Source organism: Frateuria sp. Soil773 (assembly GCF_001428405.1).
Lineage (GTDB): Bacteria > Pseudomonadota > Gammaproteobacteria > Xanthomonadales > Rhodanobacteraceae > LMSL01.
The window spans coordinates 55324-72732 of the sequence record NZ_LMSL01000008.1 but is presented as its reverse complement, the minus strand read 5'-3'; the positions used below and the strand labels follow the sequence as shown (position 1 = coordinate 72732).

Here is a 17409-nt window from a genome sequence, read left to right as displayed (position 1 = left end):
TCGGCGCCGGCGTCGTCGCCAAGGTCATCAAGTAAGATCCGCGGTCGCGGCAACGCGACCGCAGTCAAAGCGGTAACGGCAAGGTCGCCCGCGGAACATCGCGGGCGAGGGATGGGCTGAAGGGTCAGTGCCATAAGTGCTGGCTCTTTGGCGGCGGCGCAAGCCGCCCATTTTCTCGTGCGCCAATGGGCGACTTTTCCGAAGAAAGCATGTATGATGCGCCGTTCACCCCGGTGGAAAGTGTTTGCCGAGGGTGGGGTTCAAAGGGTTGTGCGGGGCGGTGAGAAGCCGCTCCGGTTCACAGTATTTGTTCTTTCGATAACAGGACACGGTTTATGGCGAACCAGAAGATTCGCATCCGGCTCAAGGCGTTCGATCATCGTCTGATCGACCGTTCGGCCAGCGAGATCGTCGAGACGGCCAAGCGCACCGGCGCTACGGTGCTCGGCCCGATCCCGCTCCCGACCAAGATCGAGCGCTACACCATTCTGGTGTCGCCGCACGTCGACAAGGATGCACGCGACCAGTACGAGACCCGTACGCACAAGCGCGTGCTCGACATCGTCGACCCCAACGACAAGACCGTGGACGCGCTCATGAAGCTTGATCTCGCCGCTGGCGTCGATGTTCAGATCAAGCTCGGTTGAGCGATAGACAGGATACGAAGATGAGTATCGGACTGGTTGGCCGCAAGTGCGGCATGAGCCGACTCTTCACTGAAGACGGACGCTCGATTCCGGTGACGCTGATTGAAGCCACCCCGAATCGCGTCACCCAGCTGAAGACGGAAGACAACGATGGCTACAGCGCTGTGCAGGTCGCGGCGGGCGTCAAGCGCGCCTCCCTGCTGACCCAGCCGCTGAAGGGCCACTACGCCAAGGCGAAGGTCGAGCCGGGTCGTGGCCTGTGGGAGTTCCGCGTGTCCGCCGAGGATCTCGGCAAGTACGCCGTGGGCGCCGAGATCAAGGCGGACGACGTGTTCAGCGTCGGCCAGATCGTCGACGTCGCGGGCGTGTCCAAGGGCAAGGGCTTCCAGGGCACGATCAAGCGCCACAACTTCTCGATGGGCGACGCGACGCACGGCAACTCGCTGTCGCACCGCGCGCCGGGCTCGATCGGCCAGCGCCAGACGCCGGGCCGCGTGTTCCCGGGCAAGAAGATGGCCGGCCACATGGGTGCGGTGAACCGCACGCAGCAGGGCCTGGAAGTGGTGAAGGTCGACGTCGAGCGCCACCTGATCGCGGTGAAGGGCGCCGTGCCGGGTGCTACCGGCGGCGACGTCGTCATCCGCCCGACGACCAAGGGTTGAGGAGAGACGCCATGGAACTGAATGTCATTGGCGCCAAGCCGCTCAGCGTGTCGGACGAAGTGTTCGGCGGCGAGTTCAAGCAGGCCCTGGTCCACCAGGTGGTCGTTGCCTACCAGGCCGGCGGTCGCGCCGGTACCAAGGCGCAACTGTCGCGTGGCGAGCTGTCGGGCACCACCAAGAAGTTCAAGAAGCAGAAGGGCGGCGGCGCCCGTCACGGCGACTACCGTGCCCCGATCTTCGTCGGCGGCGGCGTCACCTTCGCCGCGAAGCCGCGCAGCTACGAGCAGAAGGTCAACCGCAAGGCCTACCGCGTCGCGATCCGCTCCATCCTTTCGGAGCTGAACCGCCAGGGTCGCCTGAAGGTCGTCGACAGCTTCGGCGTCGACAGCCCGAAGACCTCCGCGATGGTGGCCAAGCTGGCCGAGCTGGAAGTGTCCGGCCGCGTGCTGCTGGTGTCGGAAGATGCGTCCGAGTCGGTGTTCCTGGCCGCCCGCAACATTCCGTACGTCCACGTGGTGGACGTGATGGCGCTGAACCCGGTCAGCCTGGTCGGTTCCGACCACGTGGTGGTGACCGTCGAGGCGGTGAAGAAGATCGAGGAGTGGCTGGCATGAGCAACGAACGCATTCTCAATACGCTGCGTGCGCCGCACATCTCCGAAAAGGCCGCCCGCCTCGCCGAGAGCAACCAGTACGTATTCGTGGTCGCCCCCGAGGCGACCAAGGCCGATGTCCGCGCGGCGGTGGAGCAGATGTTCGACGTCAAGGTCGAGCAGGTGAACCTCGTCAACGCCAAGGGCAAGGTCAAGTCCTTCCGTTTCCGCGCTGGCAGCCGCCAGGGCAAGCGCAAGGCTTATGTGCGCCTCGCCGATGGCCAGACCATCGACGTGTCGGCCAAGGCCTGAGCCAGGAGTTCCGTGAGATGGCACTAATCAATCACAAGCCGACCTCGCCGGGCCGCCGCGACGCGGTAAGCGTCCGCACCGAAGGTCTGCACAAGGGCGCCCCCTACGCGCCGCTGACCGAAGCACAGTCGAAGACGGGTGGCCGCAACCACTACGGTCGCATCACCACGCGTCATCGCGGCGGCGGTCACAAGCAGCACTACCGCATCATCGACTTCAAGCGCGACAAGGAAGGCATCGCCGCCAAGGTCGAGCGCATCGAGTACGATCCGAACCGCACCGCGCACATCGCGCTGCTGTGCTACGCCGACGGCGAGCGCCGCTACATCATCGCGCCGAAGGGCGTGGCGGTGGGCGACCGCCTGGTCTCGGGTTCCGACGCGCCGATCAAGGCCGGCAACAGCCTGCCGCTGCGCGCCATTCCGGTCGGCTCGACCATCCACTGCATCGAGATGAAGGCAGGCAAGGGCGCGCAGATCGCCCGCAGCGCCGGCGCTTCGGTGCAACTGGTGGCCCGCGAGTCCGGCTACGCCACGCTGCGTCTGCGCTCCGGCGAGATGCGCCGCGTGCCGGTCGATTGCCGCGCCACCATCGGCGAAGTCGGCAACTCCGAGCACAGCCTCAAGAAGCTGGGCAAGGCCGGCGCCAAGCGTTGGCAGGGTATCCGCCCGACCGTTCGCGGCGTGGTGATGAACCCGGTCGACCATCCGCACGGCGGCGGCGAAGGCCGTACCTCCGGCGGCCGCCACCCGGTCAGCCCGTGGGGCACGCCGACCAAGGGTTACAAGACCCGCAACAACAAGCGCACGCAGCAGTTCATCGTGCGTCGCCGCAAGTAACAGGAAACGATCATGCCGCGCTCTCTAAAGAAAGGTCCGTTCATCGACCTGCACCTCGCGAAGAAGGTGGAAGCCGCCGTTTCCGCCAACAACAAGCGCCCGATCAAGACCTGGTCGCGCCGCTCGATGATCCTGCCGGAAATGGTCGGCCTGACCATCGCCATCCACAACGGTCGCCAGCACGTGCCGGTGCTCGTCAACGAGAACATGGTCGGGCACAAGCTCGGCGAGTTCGCGGTGACCCGCACCTTCAAGGGCCATGGCGGCGACAAGAAGGGCAAGTGATGAGCACCGAAGCCAAAGCGATCCTGCGCAGCGCCCGCATCTCGGCGCAGAAGGCACGCCTGGTAGCCGACCTGGTCCGCGGTCTCCCCGTGGGCCGCGCCAGCGACGTGCTGCAGTTCACCAACAAGAAGGCCGCACACCTTGTCCGCAAGGTGCTGCTGTCGGCCGTCGCCAACGCCGAGAACAACCTCGGCGCGGATGTCGACGAGCTGAAGGTCGCGCGCATCTTCGTGGACGAGGGTCCGGCGATGAAGCGCATGTACGCCCGCGCCAAAGGCCGCGGCTCGCGCATCCTGAAGCGCACCAGCCACATCACTGTGGTCGTCGGCAACTGACTGGGGATATAGACGATGGGTCATAAAGTTCATCCCACCGGTATCCGCCTCGGCATTGCCAAGGACTGGAACTCGAAGTGGTACGCCAACAAGGGCGAGTACGCCCAGTACCTCGCGGCCGACCTCAAGGTCCGCGAGATGCTGCGCAAGAAGCTGGCCGCGGCCGGCATCTCGAAGATCCAGATCGAGCGCCCGGCCAAGACCGCGCGCGTGACGATCCACACCGCCCGTCCGGGCGTGGTGATCGGCAAGAAGGGCGAGGACATCGAGAAGCTGCGCAAGGAAGTCAGCGAGCTGATGGGCGTTCCGGCGCACATCAACGTCAGCGAGGTGCGCAAGCCCGAGCTGGACGCGCAGCTGGTGGCCGAGTCGATCGCGCAGCAGCTCGAGCGCCGCATCATGTTCCGCCGCGCGATGAAGCGCTCGGTCGGCAATGCGATGCGCCTGGGCGCGCTGGGCATCAAGATCAACGTCTCCGGCCGCCTGAACGGCGCCGAGATCGCCCGTTCCGAATGGAGCCGCGAGGGTCGCGTGCCGCTGCATACGCTGCGCGCTGACATCGACTACGGCTTCGCCGAGGCGAAGACCACCTACGGCATCATCGGCATCAAGGTGTGGGTCTACAAGGGCGAGATCTTCGATCTGGCTGCGGCCACCCAGGAGTCGAAGGACGAGCAGTCGCAGCCGCGCCGCGAAGGTGGCGAGGGTCGTCGTAATGATTCGCGTCGCGAGGCCGGTGAAGGCCGTCGCGAGCGGACTGCGAAGTAAGGAGAGTTGCCATGTTGCAACCCAAGCGAACCAAGTACCGCAAGCAGTTCAAGGGCCGCAACGACGGCCTGGCCCAGTGCGCCAACCTCGTCAGTTTCGGCGAGTTCGGCCTGAAGGCCACCACGCACGGCGCGCTCACCGCGCGCCAGATCGAGGCCGGCCGCCGCTGCATCACCCGTTTCGTGAAGCGTGGCGGCAAGCTGTGGATCCGCGTGTTCCCGGACAAGCCGATCACCAAGAAGCCGATCGAAGTGCGTATGGGTGCCGGCAAGGGTGGCGTCGAGTTCTGGGTCGCCCCGATCCAGCCCGGCCGCATGCTCTATGAAATCGAGGGCATCGACGAAGCGACGGCGCGCGAGGCGTTCCGCCTGGCCGCCGCCAAGCTCTCGGTGCAGACCCAGTTTGTGACCCGGGCGGTGATGTGATGGCCACCAAAGAACTCAACAACAAGTCGGTCGAAGAGCTGAATCAGCATCTGCTGGACCTGCGCAAGGAGCAGTTCAACCTGCGCATGCAGAAGGGCACCGGCCAGCTCAACCAGCCGCACCAGCTGCGCCGCGTTCGGCGCGACATCGCCCGCACGAAGTTCGTGCTCGGCGGCAAGAAGTAAGGGACGGCGGACATGAGCGACAACAAGAAGCAGGCACGCACCCTCGAGGGTCGGGTCATCAGCAACAAGATGGACAAGACGGTCACCGTCCTGATCGAGCGCCAGGTGCAGCACGGCCTGCTGGGCAAGATCATCCGCCGGTCGACCAAGCTGCACGCGCAGGACGAGCTCGGTGCGAACGAGGGCGACCTGGTGCGCATCGCGGAGTGCCGTCCGCTGTCCAAGACCAAGCATCACCGCGTGGTCGAAATCGTTACGCGCGCGGCCGTCTAAGGGAGGGTGCAGACATGATCCAGATGCAAAGCACGCTTTCCGCGGCGGACAACAGCGGTGCCAAGGAACTGATGTGCATCAAGGTGCTCGGCGGCTCCAAGCGCCGCTACGCCGCGATCGGTGACGTGATCAAGGTCACCGTGAAGGATGCCATTCCCCGCGGCAAGGTGAAGAAGGGCGAGGTCTACAATGCCGTGGTGGTGCGTACCGCCAAGGGCGTGCGCCGTCCCGATGGCTCGCTGATCCGCTTCGACGGCAATGCAGCGGTGCTCCTCAACAACAAGCTCGAGCCGATCGGCACCCGTATCTTCGGGCCGGTGACGCGCGAGCTGCGCGGCGAGAAGTTCATGAAGATCGTCTCGCTCGCGCCCGAAGTGCTCTGAGCGGAGTCCAAGAACATGAACCGTATCCGCAAGGGTGATCAGGTCCTCGTGATCACCGGCAAGAACAAGGGCCAGCGCGGCGACGTGCTGCGCGTGGAAGGCGACCGCGTGGTCGTCTCCAACGTGAACCTGGTCAAGCGCCACACCAAGCCGAATCCGCAGGCCAACCAGGCCGGCGGCATCGTCGAGCGCGAGGCCTCGATCCATATCTCCAATGTGCAGCTGTTCAACCCGGCCACCAACAAGGGTGAACGCGTTGGCGCCAAGACGCTCGGTGACGGGCGCAAGGTGCGCGTGTTCCGCTCCAGTGGCGAACAGGTGGACGCGTAAGGAACCGATGTCATGACGCGCCTTGAGACGTTTTACAAAGAGAAGGTAATCCAGAAGCTCACCGAGCGCTTCGGTTACCAGAACGTGATGCAGGTTCCCCGCATCACCAAGATCACCCTGAACATGGGTGTGGGCGAGGCTGCCGGCAACAAGAAGATTCTTGAGAATGCCGTTGCCGACATGACCAAGATCGCCGGTCAGAAGCCGATCACGACCAAGGCGCGCGTTTCCGTGGCCTCGTTCAAGATCCGCGACGGCTGGCCGATCGGCTGCAAGGTCACCCTGCGCCGTGCTCAGATGTGGGAATTCCTCGACCGCCTGATCAACATCTCGTTGCCGCGCACGCGCGACTTCCGCGGTGTGTCCGGTCGCTCCTTCGATGGCCGTGGTAACTACAACTTCGGCGTCAAGGAACAGATCATCTTCCCGGAAATCGATTTCGACGCGATCGACGCGATGCGCGGCATGGACATCTCCATTGCCACCACCGCCAAGACCGACGAAGAAGCCAAGGCGCTGCTGGAAGCCTTCAGCTTCCCGTTCCGCAACTAAGAGAGTCGCGAGAATATGGCCAAGACCTCCATGGTGAACCGCGACCTTAAGCGGACCAAGCTCGTCAAGAAGTACGCCGCCAAGCGCGCCGAACTGAAGGCGATCGTGCTGAGCCCCACCGCCTCGTACGACGAGAAGCTGGACGCCCAGAACAAGCTGCAGAAGCTGCCGCGCGACGCCAGCCCGGTGCGCCAGCGCACCCGCTGCGCGCTGTCCGGCCGCCCCCGCGCGGTCTACAAGAAGTTCGGCCTCGGCCGCAACAAGCTGCGCGAAGCCACCATGCGCGGCGACGTGCCCGGCCTGCGCAAGGCCAGCTGGTAAGCAAGTTCCGGATGGCCTGGCCGCATGGCCCGGCCATCCGCCACGGCGACGGCCCCGGCCGTCGCCGCCGAGCGATTTCGGCATCGCTATTCGCAATGGCTGGAAAAAGCTGATATGCTCGTCGGTCTGCATCCCGCAGGCCGGCGGCGTTCGTCGGCTCACAATCTGAATTGATTTCCGGTTCGTTCGGATATCGGTGCACTCTGAAGGACTATTTCATGAGCATGACTGATCCCATCGCCGATCTGTTTACGCGCATCCGCAATGCCCAGCTCACGGGCAAGCCGGCCGTAAGCATGCCGTCGTCGAAGCTTAAGTTGGCCATCGCCAACCTCCTCAAGAACGAGGGCTACATCCTCGACGCCAAGACCTCCAGCGAGGAGGGCAAGCCGGTGCTCGAGATCAAGCTCAAGTATTTCGAAGGCCGTCCGGCCATCGAGAGCATCTCCCGCGTCTCCCGTTCCGGCCTGCGCGTGTACCGCGGCAAGGACGAGTTGCCGAAGGTTCTCGGCGGCATGGGTATCTCGATCATCTCGACTTCCGCCGGTCTGCTGACCGACGCGCAGGCCCGCGCCAAGGGTCTGGGCGGCGAAGTCATCGGCCAAGTGGCATAAGGAGTCGACGATGTCCCGTGTAGCCAAGAAACCGATTTCCCTGCCGAAGGGCGTGGAGCTGAAGTCCGACGCCAGCGGCATTTCCGTCAAGGGCCCGAAGGGCACGCTGTCGGTCCATGCCCTGCCGGGCGTGTCGGTCGCCATCGACAACGGCGTCGCCACCATCGCGCTGGCCGAGGGCGCCGACGACAAGTTCGGCGGCACCGCCCGCGCGCTGCTGGCCAACATGGTCAAGGGCGTGTCCGACGGCTATGAGCGCAAGCTGGAGCTGGTCGGCGTGGGTTACCGCGCCTCCATGGCCGGCAAGGCGCTGAACCTGAGCCTCGGCTTCTCCCATCCGGTGGTCTTCAATGCGCCGGAAGGCATCAGCATCGAGACCCCGTCGCAGACCGAGATCCTGGTGAAGGGCTCGGACAAGCAACTGGTGGGCGAGGTCGCCGCCAAGATCCGTGGCTATCGTCCGCCGGAACCCTACAAGGGCAAGGGCGTGCGCTATTCCGGCGAGAAGATCACGCTGAAGGAAGCCAAGAAGGCCTAAGTGCGCTGTCCCTGCGCGAAGAAGCCAGCCATCCATGGCGGCACTCTTCACCAAGAGCAGACAACAGCCATTTCCAAGCCGATCCGCTTTCGAGGAAACAGACAGATGAACAAGAACGAATCCCGCCTGCGCCGCGCCAAGTCCACGCGCGCCCACATCCGCAAGCTCGCCGTGGCGCGCCTGTCGGTGCACCGCACCGGCCAGCACCTGTACGCGCAGGTGTTCGACGCCTCCGGCACGAACGTGGTGGCCGCCGCCTCGACCGTGCAGAAGTCGGTCGCCGAGGGCCTGAAGGGCACCAAGAACCTGGCCGCCGCGGCTGCCGTGGGCAAGGCCGTCGCCGAGCGCGCGCTCGCTGCCGGCGTCGAGTCGGTGGCGTTCGACCGCTCCGGCTTCCGCTACCACGGTCGCATCAAGGCCCTGGCCGATGCAGCCCGCGAAGCGGGTCTGAAGTTCTGAGGAGCCGGGATGCGGGTTTGGGGATCCGGGATTCGAAAGAGCCCGTTTCCACGAAACCCGGATCCCGTTTCCCGAATTCCGGCAGTACACACAACTACAAGCGGCCAAGCCGCAAGCAAAAGTCCCGGATGGTCCGGGCATACGGAAACGGATAATGTCTTCTAACGATCGCGAAAATTCGGACGGCCTGCTCGAGAAGCTGATCGCCGTCAACCGCGTGGCCAAGACCGTCAAGGGTGGCCGCCAGATGAGCTTCACCGCGCTGACCGTGGTCGGCGACGGCGAGGGCAAGGTCGGCTTCGGCTACGGCAAGGCGCGCGAAGTGCCGGTGGCCATCTCCAAGGCCATGGATCGTGCCCGCCGCAACATGGTGAGCATCGACCTGAACAACGGCACCCTGTGGTACGCCATCAAGGCCAACCACGGCGCGGCGCGCGTGTTCATGCAGCCGGCCTCCGAGGGTACCGGCGTGATCGCCGGCGGCGCCATGCGTGCCGTGCTGGAAGTGGTCGGCGTGAAGAACGTGCTGGCCAAGGCGGTCGGTTCGCGCAACCCGATCAACCTGGTGCGCGCCACCATCAAGGGCCTGCAGGCCATTGCCTCGCCGAAGCGCATCGCCGCCAAGCGTGGCAAGACCGTCGAAGAGGTGCTGGGCAATGGCTAAGAAGAACGAAACCGCCGCCGCCACCGTGCGCGTGCGCCTGGTCAAGGGCCTGCGCGGCGTGCAGGCGCGTCACCGCCTGAGCGTCAAGGCGCTGGGCCTGAACAAGCTCAACGATGTCCGTGAACTGAAGGACAGCCCGCAGGTGCGCGGCCTGATCAACACGGTCTACTACCTGGTCCGGGTCGAGGAGTAATCATCATGCGTCTGAATGACATCAAGCCGGCAGCCGGCTCGCGCAAGACGCGCCTTCGCGTCGGCCGCGGCATCGGCTCGGGCCTGGGCAAGACCGCCGGCCGCGGCCACAAGGGCCAGCACGCCCGCGCGGGCGGCACCCACAAGTTCGGCTTCGAAGGCGGCCAGATGCCGCTGCAGCGCCGGTTGCCGAAGGTCGGCTTCCGCTCGCTGAAGAAGGCCGAGAGCCAGCAGGTGTTCCTGTACCAGCTCGCCAACCTGAAGGCGGACGTGATCGACGTTATCGCGCTGCACCAGGCGGGCCTGATCGACAGCCGCGCGAAGAAGGTCAAGGTCGTCGCCAAGGGCGAGATCGGCCGTGCGGTGAAGCTTTCCGGCGTGCTCGCGACGGCCGGTGCCAAGGCCGCGATCGAAGCGGCCGGCGGCAGCGTGGAGTAATCAGGTGGCGGCAGCCCAGGGCAATGCGCTCGGCGCGCTCGGCAAGCTGACGGAACTGCGTCAGCGCATCTTCTTCGTGATCGGTGCGCTGATCGTCTACCGCCTCGGCTCGTTCATTCCGGTGCCGGGCGTGAACCCGGAGGCGATGACGAACCTGATCGGCCAGAGCGGCGGCCTGATGGACATGTTCAACATGTTCTCCGGCGGTTCGCTCGGCCGCTTCTCGGTGTTCGCGCTCGGCGTGGTGCCGTACATCTCGGCCTCGATCGTGGTGCAGATGATGGGATCGGTGATCCCGAGCTTGCAACAACTGCGCAAGGAAGGCGAGTCCGGCAAGCGCAAGATGACCATGTACACCCGCTTCGGCACGGTGGGCCTGGCCGCCTTTCAGGCGTTCGGCATCGCCGTGGCGCTGCAGTCGCAGGTGGCGGCCGGCGGCGCGCCGGTGGTCTACACGCCGGGCTTCGGCTTCGTGATGGCGTCGGTGGTCGGCCTCACGGCGGGCACCATGTTCCTGATGTGGCTGGGCGAGCAGATCACCGAGCGGGGCATCGGCAACGGCATCTCGCTGCTGATCTTCGCGGGCATCGTGGCCGGCCTGCCGGGTGCGGTGGTCAGCACGCTGAACATGACCAACAACGGCGAGCTGACGCCGCTGAAGCTGATCATGGTGGTGGTGCTGATCCTGGCGGTGACGGCCTTCGTGGTGTTCATGGAGCGCGCCCAGCGGCGCATCACCGTGAACTACGCGAGGAAGTCCGGCGGGCAGCGGGCCTACATGAACCAGACCTCGCATCTGCCGCTGAAGATCAACATGTCGGGCGTGATCCCGCCGATCTTCGCCTCGAGCCTGCTGATGTTCCCGGCGACGGCAGCCACCTGGTTCAGCCAGGGGCACCAGTCGCGCTGGCTGCAGGGCCTGACCCAGGCGCTGACCCAGGGCGAGCCGCTGCACGACATCATCTTCTCGGTGCTGGTGATCACCTTTGCCTTCTTCTATACGGCGATCGTGTTCAACTCGCAGGAAACGGCGGACAACCTGAAGCGCTCGGGCGCGCTGATTCCGGGCATCCGCCCGGGACGTGCCACCGGCGAGTACATCGACGGCGTGATGACGCGCCTCACCGGTGTCGGCGCGCTCTACCTGGTGCTGGTCTGCCTGGTGCCTACCTTCATGCAGAAGGCCTGGCATGTTCCGTTCTATTTCGGCGGCACGTCGCTGCTGATCATCGTGGTCGTGGTGATGGATTTCACGGCGCAGGTGCAGGCGCACCTGGTCAGTCACCAGTATGAAGGTCTGCTCAAGAAGGCCAACCTCCGCCGCAACTGATGGCTGCTGGGGCTGCAGGCGGTTGGTCTTGAAGTGGGGAAGTCGCGGCGGGTAGCCGCGGGTCTTTCCTGTAAGGGTATTTCGGGTTAAAATTGCGCGTTTACCGCGCACGAAACGCATCGGAGAAAGTACATCATGGCGCGCATCGCGGGTGTCAATTTGCCGGTCCAGAAGCATGTCTGGGTTGGCCTGCAGAGCATTTACGGCATCGGCCGCAGCCGGGCCAAGAAGGTCTGCGCGGACGCCGGCGTGGTTCCGACCACGCCGATCAAGTCGCTGAGCGAAGGCGAAGTGGAAAAGCTTCGCGCGGAAATCGGCAAGTACGTCGTCGAAGGCGACCTTCGCCGCGAGGTGGGCATCGCCATCAAGCGTCTGATGGACCTGGGCTGCTACCGCGGCCTGCGCCACCGTCGTGGCCTGCCGGTGCGCGGCCAGCGTACGCGTACCAACGCACGCACCCGCAAGGGCCCGCGTCGTGCGATCAAGAAGTGATAGGTAATCATCATCATGGCTAAGCCGGTCAAGACCAAGAAGAAGATCAAGCGCGTCGTCACGGATGCCGTGGCCCACGTGCAGGCCTCCTTCAACAACACCATCGTCACCATCACCGATCGCCAGGGCAACGCCCTGTCGTGGGCGACTGCAGGCGGCGCGGGCTTCCGCGGTTCGCGCAAGTCGACCCCGTTCGCCGCGCAGGTCGCCGCCGAGAAGGCCGGCCGCGCTGCCGGCGACTACGGCGTGAAGACCGTGGAAGTGCGCATCAAGGGCCCGGGCCCGGGCCGCGAGTCGGCGGTGCGCTCGCTGAACGCGTTGGGCTACAAGGTGCTCAACATCATCGATGTCACGCCGATTCCGCACAACGGCTGCCGTCCCCCCAAGAAGCGTCGAGTCTAAGGAGTAACCCATGGCCCGTTATCGTGGAGCTACCTGCAAGCTCGCCCGTCGTGAGGGTGCAGACCTCAGCCTGAAGAGCCCGGCACGCGCGATCGATTCGAAGTGCAAGCTGGAGAACAAGCCCGGCCAGCACGGCGCCAACAAGCGCATGCGCATGTCCGACTATGCCGTCCAGCTGCGCGAGAAGCAGAAGGTCAAGCGCATCTACGGCGTGCTCGAGCGCCAGTTCAGCAACTACTACGCCAAGGCGTCGACCCTCAAGGGCAACACCGGCGAGAACCTGCTGCGCCTGCTCGAGAGCCGCCTGGACAACGTCGTCTACCGCATGGGCTTCGCGGTCACCCGCGCCCAGGCCCGCCAGCTGGTCGCCCACAAGGCGATCCTGGTGAACGACAAGAAGGTCAACATCCCCTCGTACCAGGTTCGTCCGGGCGACGTGATCGCGCTGACCGAGCGTGCGCGCACCCAGTTGCGCGTGCAGGAAGCGGCGACCGTGTTCGACACCATGGACCTGCGCCCGATCTGGGTCGAAGTCGATGCGAAGAAGTTCGCCGGCACGTTCAAGTCGCTGCCGGACCGCGGCGATCTGCCGTCCGACATCAACGAAGCCCTGATCGTCGAGCTTTACTCGAAGTAATTTACCGGAGCCTTGCATGGCAGTTTCGTCAACTAGCGTGCTGCGGCCTCGCGGCCTCAGCGTCGAGCAGCTCGGAGCCAACCGCGCCAAGGTGGTGGTGGAGCCGCTCGAGCGTGGCTTCGGCCACACCCTGGGCAACGCGCTGCGCCGCGTGCTGCTCTCCTCGATCCCCGGCAGCGCCATCGTCGAGGTCGAGATCGATGGCGTGCTGCACGAGTACACCACCCTGGAAGGCCTGCAGGAGGACGTGATCGAAGTCCTGCTGAACCTCAAGGACGTGGCGATCCGTCAGCATACGGGTGACGAAGTCACCCTGACCCTGTCCAAGAAGGGCAGGGGCGTGGTCACGGCCGGCGACATCGTGGTCGATCACTCGGTGGAGATCATCAACCCCGAGCACGTGATCTGCCACCTGACCAAGGACATCGCGCTCAACATGCGCCTGAAGGTGCGTCGCGGCGTCGGCTACCAGCCGGCCAGCGCGCGCCAGCACCCGGACGACGAGGCTCGCCCGATCGGCCGCCTGCAGTTGGACGCGTCGTTCGCGCCGGTGCTGCGCGTGGCCTACGAGGTGGACGCGGCCCGCGTGGAGCAGCGTACCAACCTCGACAAGCTGGTGCTGGACATCGAGACCAACGGCACCATCGGCGCGGAAGACGCGGTCCGCAAGGCCGCCGAGATCCTCAACGACCAGTTGTCGGTGTTCGGCGACTTCTCGCGCCGCGAGAGCGCCACCGACAAGGCCGAGAAGAACGGCTTCGATCCGCTGCTGCTGCGCCCGATCGACGACCTGGAGCTGACCGTGCGTTCGGCCAACTGCCTGAAGGCCGAGAGCATCTACTACATCGGCGACCTGGTGCAGAAGACCGAGGTCGAGTTGTTGAAGACGCCGAACCTGGGCAAGAAGTCGCTGACCGAGATCAAGGATGTCCTTGGCGGTCGCGGCCTGGCCCTGGGCATGAAGCTGGAAAACTGGCCGCCGCCGGGCCTCTCGCACGGCATGCAGCTGGGTTGATGTTTCACGGGGCGATCGGCTTTCGATCGCCCCGGTCCTTTGCAAGACCGGCGGATGCGTCCGCATTTCCGCCGGGAGCCTGAAGCGGTCCATAGAGGCCGCACTCTTATAACGGGGCGTTTTGAGAGCCTCGAACAGCGGGTAACCGCGGAAAGCCGGCTCATCCTGGCCGTCTTTTCATAACAACAGACCTTAAGAGAGTAAACGCCATGCGCCACCAGAAATCCGGACGCAAACTCAACCGCACCAGCTCGCATCGCGAAGCCATGTTCCGCAATATGGTCTCGTCGCTGGTCAAGCACGAGCTGATCCGCACCACCCTGCCGAAGGCGAAGGAACTTCGCCGCGTCGCCGAGCCGCTGATCACCCTCGCCAAGACCGACGGCGTGGCCAACCGCCGCCTGGCCTTCTCGCGCATGCGTGACAAGGAAGCGGTCGGCAAGCTGTTCGTCGAGCTGGGCCCGCGCTACCGCGAGCGTCCCGGCGGCTACCTGCGCATCCTCAAGTGCGGCTTCCGCCCGGGCGACAACGCGCCGATGGCGTACGTCGAGCTGGTGGACCGCCCGCAGGGCGCCGTCGCCGAAGACGCCGAGTAAGCTGCCGAATCGGGCGTCCAGACGTCCAAACGAGAAACCCCGGCCGGGCGACCTGCCGGGGTTTCGTCTTTTTTGTCGCAACGCGCCCGTACGGTGCTGACAGCGGCGCGGCAAGCGGGTAATGTCGGGTTTCCGCATTGCAGCACCGTGCCATGAACCCTCTCCACTGGTCGTATCGCGTCAGCTTTCTAGCCGGTTTCCTGGTCTGCGCGGCCCTGCTCGGCTTCGCGCTGTTCGCGGAATACCACTGGAACCTGATCCCGTGCCCGCTGTGCATCTTCCAGCGCATCGGCTTCCTGGCAATGGCGGTGTTCTTCCTGCTGGGTGCGCTGCACGCACCGCGCGGCCGGGTGCGCTGGGCGTATGCCGGCGGCGTCCTGGTCGGCGCGCTCTTCGGCATCGCCACGGCGGCCCGGCACCTGTGGATCCAGTCGCTGCCGGCGGACCAGGTGCCCTCGTGCGGGCCGCCGCTGGACTATATGTTCGACGCCTTCCCGTTCGCCAAGGTGCTGCGGATGGTATTCACCGGCTCCGGCGAGTGCGCCAAGGTCGAGCCGATCCTCGGCCTGCCGATGCCGGCCTGGGCCCTGCTGTGGTTCGTGCTGCTCGGCGCCTGGGCCGTCCGCGCCGCATTGCGCAGGCGCGCCTGACATGTTCGCCAGCCCCAAGGCCGTGACGATGAATCGCCTTTTCCCCGTTTCCCCTGTCAGCGAAGCCAGCGACTGGGCACCCGACTCCTGGCAGCGGCGCGAGGCGTTGCAGCAGCCGCAGTACGAGGACGCCGACGAGCTGGCGCAGGCCACCGGCCGCCTGGCGCAGCTTCCGCCGCTGGTCACCTCGTGGGAGGTGCTCGCGCTGAAGCAGGCGCTGGCCGAGGCGCAGGAGGGCGAGCGCTTCCTGCTGCAGGGCGGCGACTGCGCGGAGAGCTTCGCGGACTGCACCAGCCCGGTGATCTCCAATCGCCTGAAGGTGCTGCTGCAGATGAGCCTGGTGCTGGTGCACGGCATGAAGAAGCCGGTGCTGCGCGTGGGCCGCTTCGCCGGGCAGTACGCGAAGCCGCGTTCGGCCGACACCGAGACGCGCGACGGCATGACCCTGCCGAGCTTCCGCGGCGACGTGGTCAACGCCCCCGACTTCACGCCCGAGGCGCGCCGCGCCGACCCGCAGCGGCTGCTGCGGGCGCACTCGCATTCGGCGTTGACGATGAATTTCGTGCGCGCCCTGATCGACGGCGGCTTCGCCGACCTGCACCATCCCGAGTACTGGGACCTGGCCTGGGTGGAACGCTCGCCGCTGGCCGCAGAATACCGCCGCATGGTGGCCGCCATCGGCGATTCGCTGCGCTTCATGGAAACCCTGGCCGGGCCGATCGCCGGCTTCAGCAAGGTGGACTTCTTCACCTCGCACGAGGCGCTGCTGCTGCACTACGAGCAGGCGCTGACGCGCCAGGTGCCGCGCCATCCGGGCTGGTTCAACCTGTCCACGCATTTCCCGTGGATCGGCATGCGCACCGCCGCGCTGGACGGCGCGCACGTGGAGTACTTCCGCGGCATCCGCAATCCCGTCGCGGTGAAGGTCGGCCCCTCGGTGACGCCGGACCAACTGCTGCCGCTCATCGACGCGCTGAACCCCGCCGACGAGCCTGGCCGCCTTACCCTGGTCCACCGCATGGGCCACGCGAAGATCGGCACGGCGCTGCCGCCGCTGCTGGAGGCGGTGAAGCGCGAAGGGCGGCGCGTGCTGTGGGTGGCCGATCCCATGCACGGCAATACCGAGAGCACGTCCAACGGCTACAAGACCCGCCGCTTCGACAACATCCGCGGCGAGCTGGACCAGGCCTTCGACATCCACGCGGCCGCCGGCACGCGGCTGGGCGGCGTGCACCTGGAGCTCACCGGCGAGGACGTCACCGAATGCCTGGGCGGCGCGCGCGACCTGGCCGAGGCCGACCTGGCGCGCGCCTACAAGTCGATGGTCGATCCGCGGCTGAACTACGAGCAGTCGCTGGAGCTGGCCATGCTGATCGTGCGCAAGTCGGCCGGCGCCAACGCCTGAGCGCGGCATTCCCCGCCGCGTGCGGGTGACAATCGTCATGGCCCGTGCGTGGCAGCAGGCATTGGCGTTGGCCGCGCGTGCCTGCGATGGTGTCCGCGTCATCGACGGGGAGAGCGGCCATGACCAGGCAGACCGGGAGCGCGGGTTCGCGCGTCGACGCATGGACGGTGGCGGGGCTGGCCTTGCTGCTGTTGCCGCTGCTCACCATGGCGCACGAACTGCTGGGCCATGCGCTGGCCTGCGTGGCGACCGGACACCGGCCCACCCAGCTCGGCGCCTACTACGTCGAGTGCTCCGTGCATACGGGCTGGAGCGGCCGGATCGTCGCGATGGCAGGCACCGGCATGGACGTGCTGCTGGCCGGCGCGGCCTTCGTGCTGTGGCGGCGCGCCGAGCGCCCGTTGCCCCGGCTGGCCTGGTGGATCGTGTTCACGGTCAAGGGCATGGTGGCGGCCGGCTACTGGATGTTCTCCGGCCTCACCAACCTCGGTGACTGGAGCACGGCGGCGGTCGACGGCATCGGGCCGCTGCCGTGGCCGTGGGCCTGGCGGGTGCTGATGTTCGCCGTGGGCCTGGCCGTCTACGTCGGCGTGACGCGCAAGGCGATCGCGATGATGGCGTCGATGCTGGGCGGCGGCGAATCGTCGTGGCGCGCGCAGCGGACGATCGCGCTGACGCTGTACTTCGTCGGCGGCGCGGCCGCGCTGCTGGTCAGCCTGTTCAATCCGCTCGGCATCGCGATCACGCTGATGTCGGCGGTGGCTTCCTCCTTCGGCGGCACCGCCGGGCTGTTCAACGTGGCCTATGCGCGCCGCCGCACGCTGCCGCCGACGCCGTTCGCGGTCGGGCGGCATGCGGCGATCATGGTCGCCGGCGCGCTGGTGACGGTGGCCTTCGCCGCCGTGCTCGGGCCGGGCATCACGCTAGGCTGACGCCGGATTCTGCGTAGTCCGCAGCAGTCCATGCGTCGCTGCGGGCCGGCAGGCACGACACGTCGCCCAAGGAGCGGAACACGCGGCAGTCGCCCGGTCAGGGCACGCAACCGTGCGCCACAGCCGGTGCAGTCGT

General features: G+C 66.1%; 30 protein-coding genes. All 30 read left to right on the top strand.

Annotation, left to right across the window (positions count from 1 at the left end; translation table 11 throughout):
- Positions 1-335: 335 nt before the first annotated feature.
- The 30 genes from rpsJ (at position 336) to ASG87_RS04835 (ending at position 17273) form a co-directional block, all read left to right on the top strand.
- Positions 336-647 carry a 30S ribosomal protein S10 gene (gene rpsJ / locus ASG87_RS04980; RefSeq protein WP_014402136.1) on the top strand — a complete coding sequence of 104 codons (312 nt, stop codon included), beginning with the start codon at positions 336-338 and terminating at the stop codon, positions 645-647.
- Between the two features lie 20 nt (positions 648-667).
- A complete protein-coding gene (gene rplC / locus ASG87_RS04975) occupies positions 668-1309 on the top strand; it encodes a 50S ribosomal protein L3 (RefSeq protein ID WP_056001722.1) in 642 nt (213 codons plus the stop codon).
- A gap of 11 nt (positions 1310-1320) precedes the next feature.
- Positions 1321-1923, top strand: a complete 603-nt coding sequence (rplD, locus tag ASG87_RS04970) for a 50S ribosomal protein L4 (protein WP_056001718.1) — start codon at positions 1321-1323, stop codon at positions 1921-1923.
- On the top strand, positions 1920-2213 hold the full coding sequence (gene rplW / locus ASG87_RS04965) for a 50S ribosomal protein L23 (RefSeq protein WP_056001713.1): 294 nt from the start codon (positions 1920-1922) through the stop codon (positions 2211-2213). Before rplD ends, rplW begins: the two co-directional genes overlap by 4 nt.
- A gap of 17 nt (positions 2214-2230) precedes the next feature.
- Positions 2231-3052, top strand: coding sequence for a 50S ribosomal protein L2 (gene rplB / locus ASG87_RS04960; RefSeq protein ID WP_056001711.1), 822 nt, complete (start codon positions 2231-2233; stop codon positions 3050-3052).
- A 12-nt stretch (positions 3053-3064) separates the two neighbouring features.
- Positions 3065-3337 (top strand): 30S ribosomal protein S19, encoded by a 273-nt coding sequence (rpsS, locus tag ASG87_RS04955; protein ID WP_056001708.1) that lies wholly within the window; start codon positions 3065-3067, stop codon positions 3335-3337.
- Positions 3337-3672, top strand: coding sequence for a 50S ribosomal protein L22 (rplV, locus tag ASG87_RS04950; protein WP_056001705.1), 336 nt, complete (start codon positions 3337-3339; stop codon positions 3670-3672). Before rpsS ends, rplV begins: the two co-directional genes overlap by 1 nt.
- A gap of 15 nt (positions 3673-3687) precedes the next feature.
- On the top strand, positions 3688-4440 hold the full coding sequence (gene rpsC / locus ASG87_RS04945; protein WP_056001700.1) for a 30S ribosomal protein S3: 753 nt from the start codon (positions 3688-3690) through the stop codon (positions 4438-4440).
- Between the two features lie 11 nt (positions 4441-4451).
- On the top strand, positions 4452-4865 hold the full coding sequence (rplP, locus tag ASG87_RS04940; protein ID WP_056001697.1) for a 50S ribosomal protein L16: 414 nt from the start codon (positions 4452-4454) through the stop codon (positions 4863-4865).
- Positions 4865-5050 (top strand): 50S ribosomal protein L29, encoded by a 186-nt coding sequence (gene rpmC, locus ASG87_RS04935; RefSeq protein ID WP_056001695.1) that lies wholly within the window; start codon positions 4865-4867, stop codon positions 5048-5050. Before rplP ends, rpmC begins: the two co-directional genes overlap by 1 nt.
- A 12-nt stretch (positions 5051-5062) precedes the next feature.
- The gene (gene rpsQ / locus ASG87_RS04930; RefSeq protein ID WP_056001692.1) at positions 5063-5323 is read left to right on the top strand and encodes a 30S ribosomal protein S17; all 261 of its coding nucleotides are present in this window, start codon (positions 5063-5065) and stop codon (positions 5321-5323) included.
- A gap of 14 nt (positions 5324-5337) precedes the next feature.
- Entirely contained in the window at positions 5338-5706 is a 369-nt protein-coding gene (rplN, locus tag ASG87_RS04925) for a 50S ribosomal protein L14 (RefSeq protein WP_017461864.1), read from the top strand.
- A gap of 15 nt (positions 5707-5721) precedes the next feature.
- Positions 5722-6036 (top strand): 50S ribosomal protein L24, encoded by a 315-nt coding sequence (gene rplX / locus ASG87_RS04920; RefSeq protein ID WP_056001689.1) that lies wholly within the window; start codon positions 5722-5724, stop codon positions 6034-6036.
- Between the two features lie 12 nt (positions 6037-6048).
- Positions 6049-6588: a 50S ribosomal protein L5 gene (gene rplE / locus ASG87_RS04915; protein WP_056001687.1), complete on the top strand. Its 540-nt coding sequence runs from the start codon at positions 6049-6051 to the stop codon at positions 6586-6588.
- A 15-nt stretch (positions 6589-6603) separates the two neighbouring features.
- Positions 6604-6909, top strand: coding sequence for a 30S ribosomal protein S14 (gene rpsN, locus ASG87_RS04910; RefSeq protein ID WP_056001685.1), 306 nt, complete (start codon positions 6604-6606; stop codon positions 6907-6909).
- A gap of 218 nt (positions 6910-7127) precedes the next feature.
- Entirely contained in the window at positions 7128-7523 is a 396-nt protein-coding gene (gene rpsH / locus ASG87_RS04905) for a 30S ribosomal protein S8 (RefSeq protein ID WP_056001682.1), read from the top strand.
- Positions 7524-7533: 10 nt separating this feature from the next.
- The gene (gene rplF / locus ASG87_RS04900) at positions 7534-8061 is read left to right on the top strand and encodes a 50S ribosomal protein L6 (RefSeq protein ID WP_056001679.1); all 528 of its coding nucleotides are present in this window, start codon (positions 7534-7536) and stop codon (positions 8059-8061) included.
- A gap of 105 nt (positions 8062-8166) precedes the next feature.
- A complete protein-coding gene (gene rplR / locus ASG87_RS04895) occupies positions 8167-8520 on the top strand; it encodes a 50S ribosomal protein L18 (protein ID WP_056001676.1) in 354 nt (117 codons plus the stop codon).
- A 154-nt stretch (positions 8521-8674) separates the two neighbouring features.
- Positions 8675-9184: a 30S ribosomal protein S5 gene (gene rpsE / locus ASG87_RS04890; RefSeq protein ID WP_056001673.1), complete on the top strand. Its 510-nt coding sequence runs from the start codon at positions 8675-8677 to the stop codon at positions 9182-9184.
- A complete protein-coding gene (gene rpmD, locus ASG87_RS04885) occupies positions 9177-9377 on the top strand; it encodes a 50S ribosomal protein L30 (protein ID WP_056001670.1) in 201 nt (66 codons plus the stop codon). Before rpsE ends, rpmD begins: the two co-directional genes overlap by 8 nt.
- Positions 9377-9814, top strand: a complete 438-nt coding sequence (gene rplO / locus ASG87_RS04880) for a 50S ribosomal protein L15 (protein WP_200948993.1) — start codon at positions 9377-9379, stop codon at positions 9812-9814. Before rpmD ends, rplO begins: the two co-directional genes overlap by 1 nt.
- Before the next feature lie 4 nt (positions 9815-9818).
- Positions 9819-11144, top strand: a complete 1326-nt coding sequence (secY, locus tag ASG87_RS04875) for a preprotein translocase subunit SecY (RefSeq protein ID WP_056001664.1) — start codon at positions 9819-9821, stop codon at positions 11142-11144.
- A gap of 135 nt (positions 11145-11279) precedes the next feature.
- Positions 11280-11636 carry a 30S ribosomal protein S13 gene (gene rpsM, locus ASG87_RS04870; protein ID WP_056001661.1) on the top strand — a complete coding sequence of 119 codons (357 nt, stop codon included), beginning with the start codon at positions 11280-11282 and terminating at the stop codon, positions 11634-11636.
- Positions 11637-11651: 15 nt separating this feature from the next.
- Complete coding sequence (gene rpsK / locus ASG87_RS04865) at positions 11652-12038, top strand: 30S ribosomal protein S11 (RefSeq protein ID WP_007513384.1); 387 nt, start codon at positions 11652-11654, stop codon at positions 12036-12038.
- Between the two features lie 10 nt (positions 12039-12048).
- Positions 12049-12675 carry a 30S ribosomal protein S4 gene (gene rpsD / locus ASG87_RS04860; protein ID WP_056001658.1) on the top strand — a complete coding sequence of 209 codons (627 nt, stop codon included), beginning with the start codon at positions 12049-12051 and terminating at the stop codon, positions 12673-12675.
- Positions 12676-12691: 16 nt separating this feature from the next.
- Positions 12692-13690: a DNA-directed RNA polymerase subunit alpha gene (gene rpoA / locus ASG87_RS04855; protein WP_056001655.1), complete on the top strand. Its 999-nt coding sequence runs from the start codon at positions 12692-12694 to the stop codon at positions 13688-13690.
- A gap of 209 nt (positions 13691-13899) precedes the next feature.
- Positions 13900-14286 (top strand): 50S ribosomal protein L17, encoded by a 387-nt coding sequence (rplQ, locus tag ASG87_RS04850; protein WP_056001652.1) that lies wholly within the window; start codon positions 13900-13902, stop codon positions 14284-14286.
- Positions 14287-14438: 152 nt separating this feature from the next.
- A complete protein-coding gene (locus ASG87_RS04845) occupies positions 14439-14936 on the top strand; it encodes a disulfide bond formation protein B (RefSeq protein ID WP_056001649.1) in 498 nt (165 codons plus the stop codon).
- A gap of 28 nt (positions 14937-14964) precedes the next feature.
- Positions 14965-16341 carry a 3-deoxy-7-phosphoheptulonate synthase class II gene (locus tag ASG87_RS04840; RefSeq protein WP_056001773.1) on the top strand — a complete coding sequence of 459 codons (1377 nt, stop codon included), beginning with the start codon at positions 14965-14967 and terminating at the stop codon, positions 16339-16341.
- A 119-nt stretch (positions 16342-16460) separates the two neighbouring features.
- Entirely contained in the window at positions 16461-17273 is an 813-nt protein-coding gene (locus tag ASG87_RS04835; RefSeq protein WP_056001645.1) for a hypothetical protein, read from the top strand.
- The last annotated feature ends 136 nt before the right edge of the window (positions 17274-17409 follow it).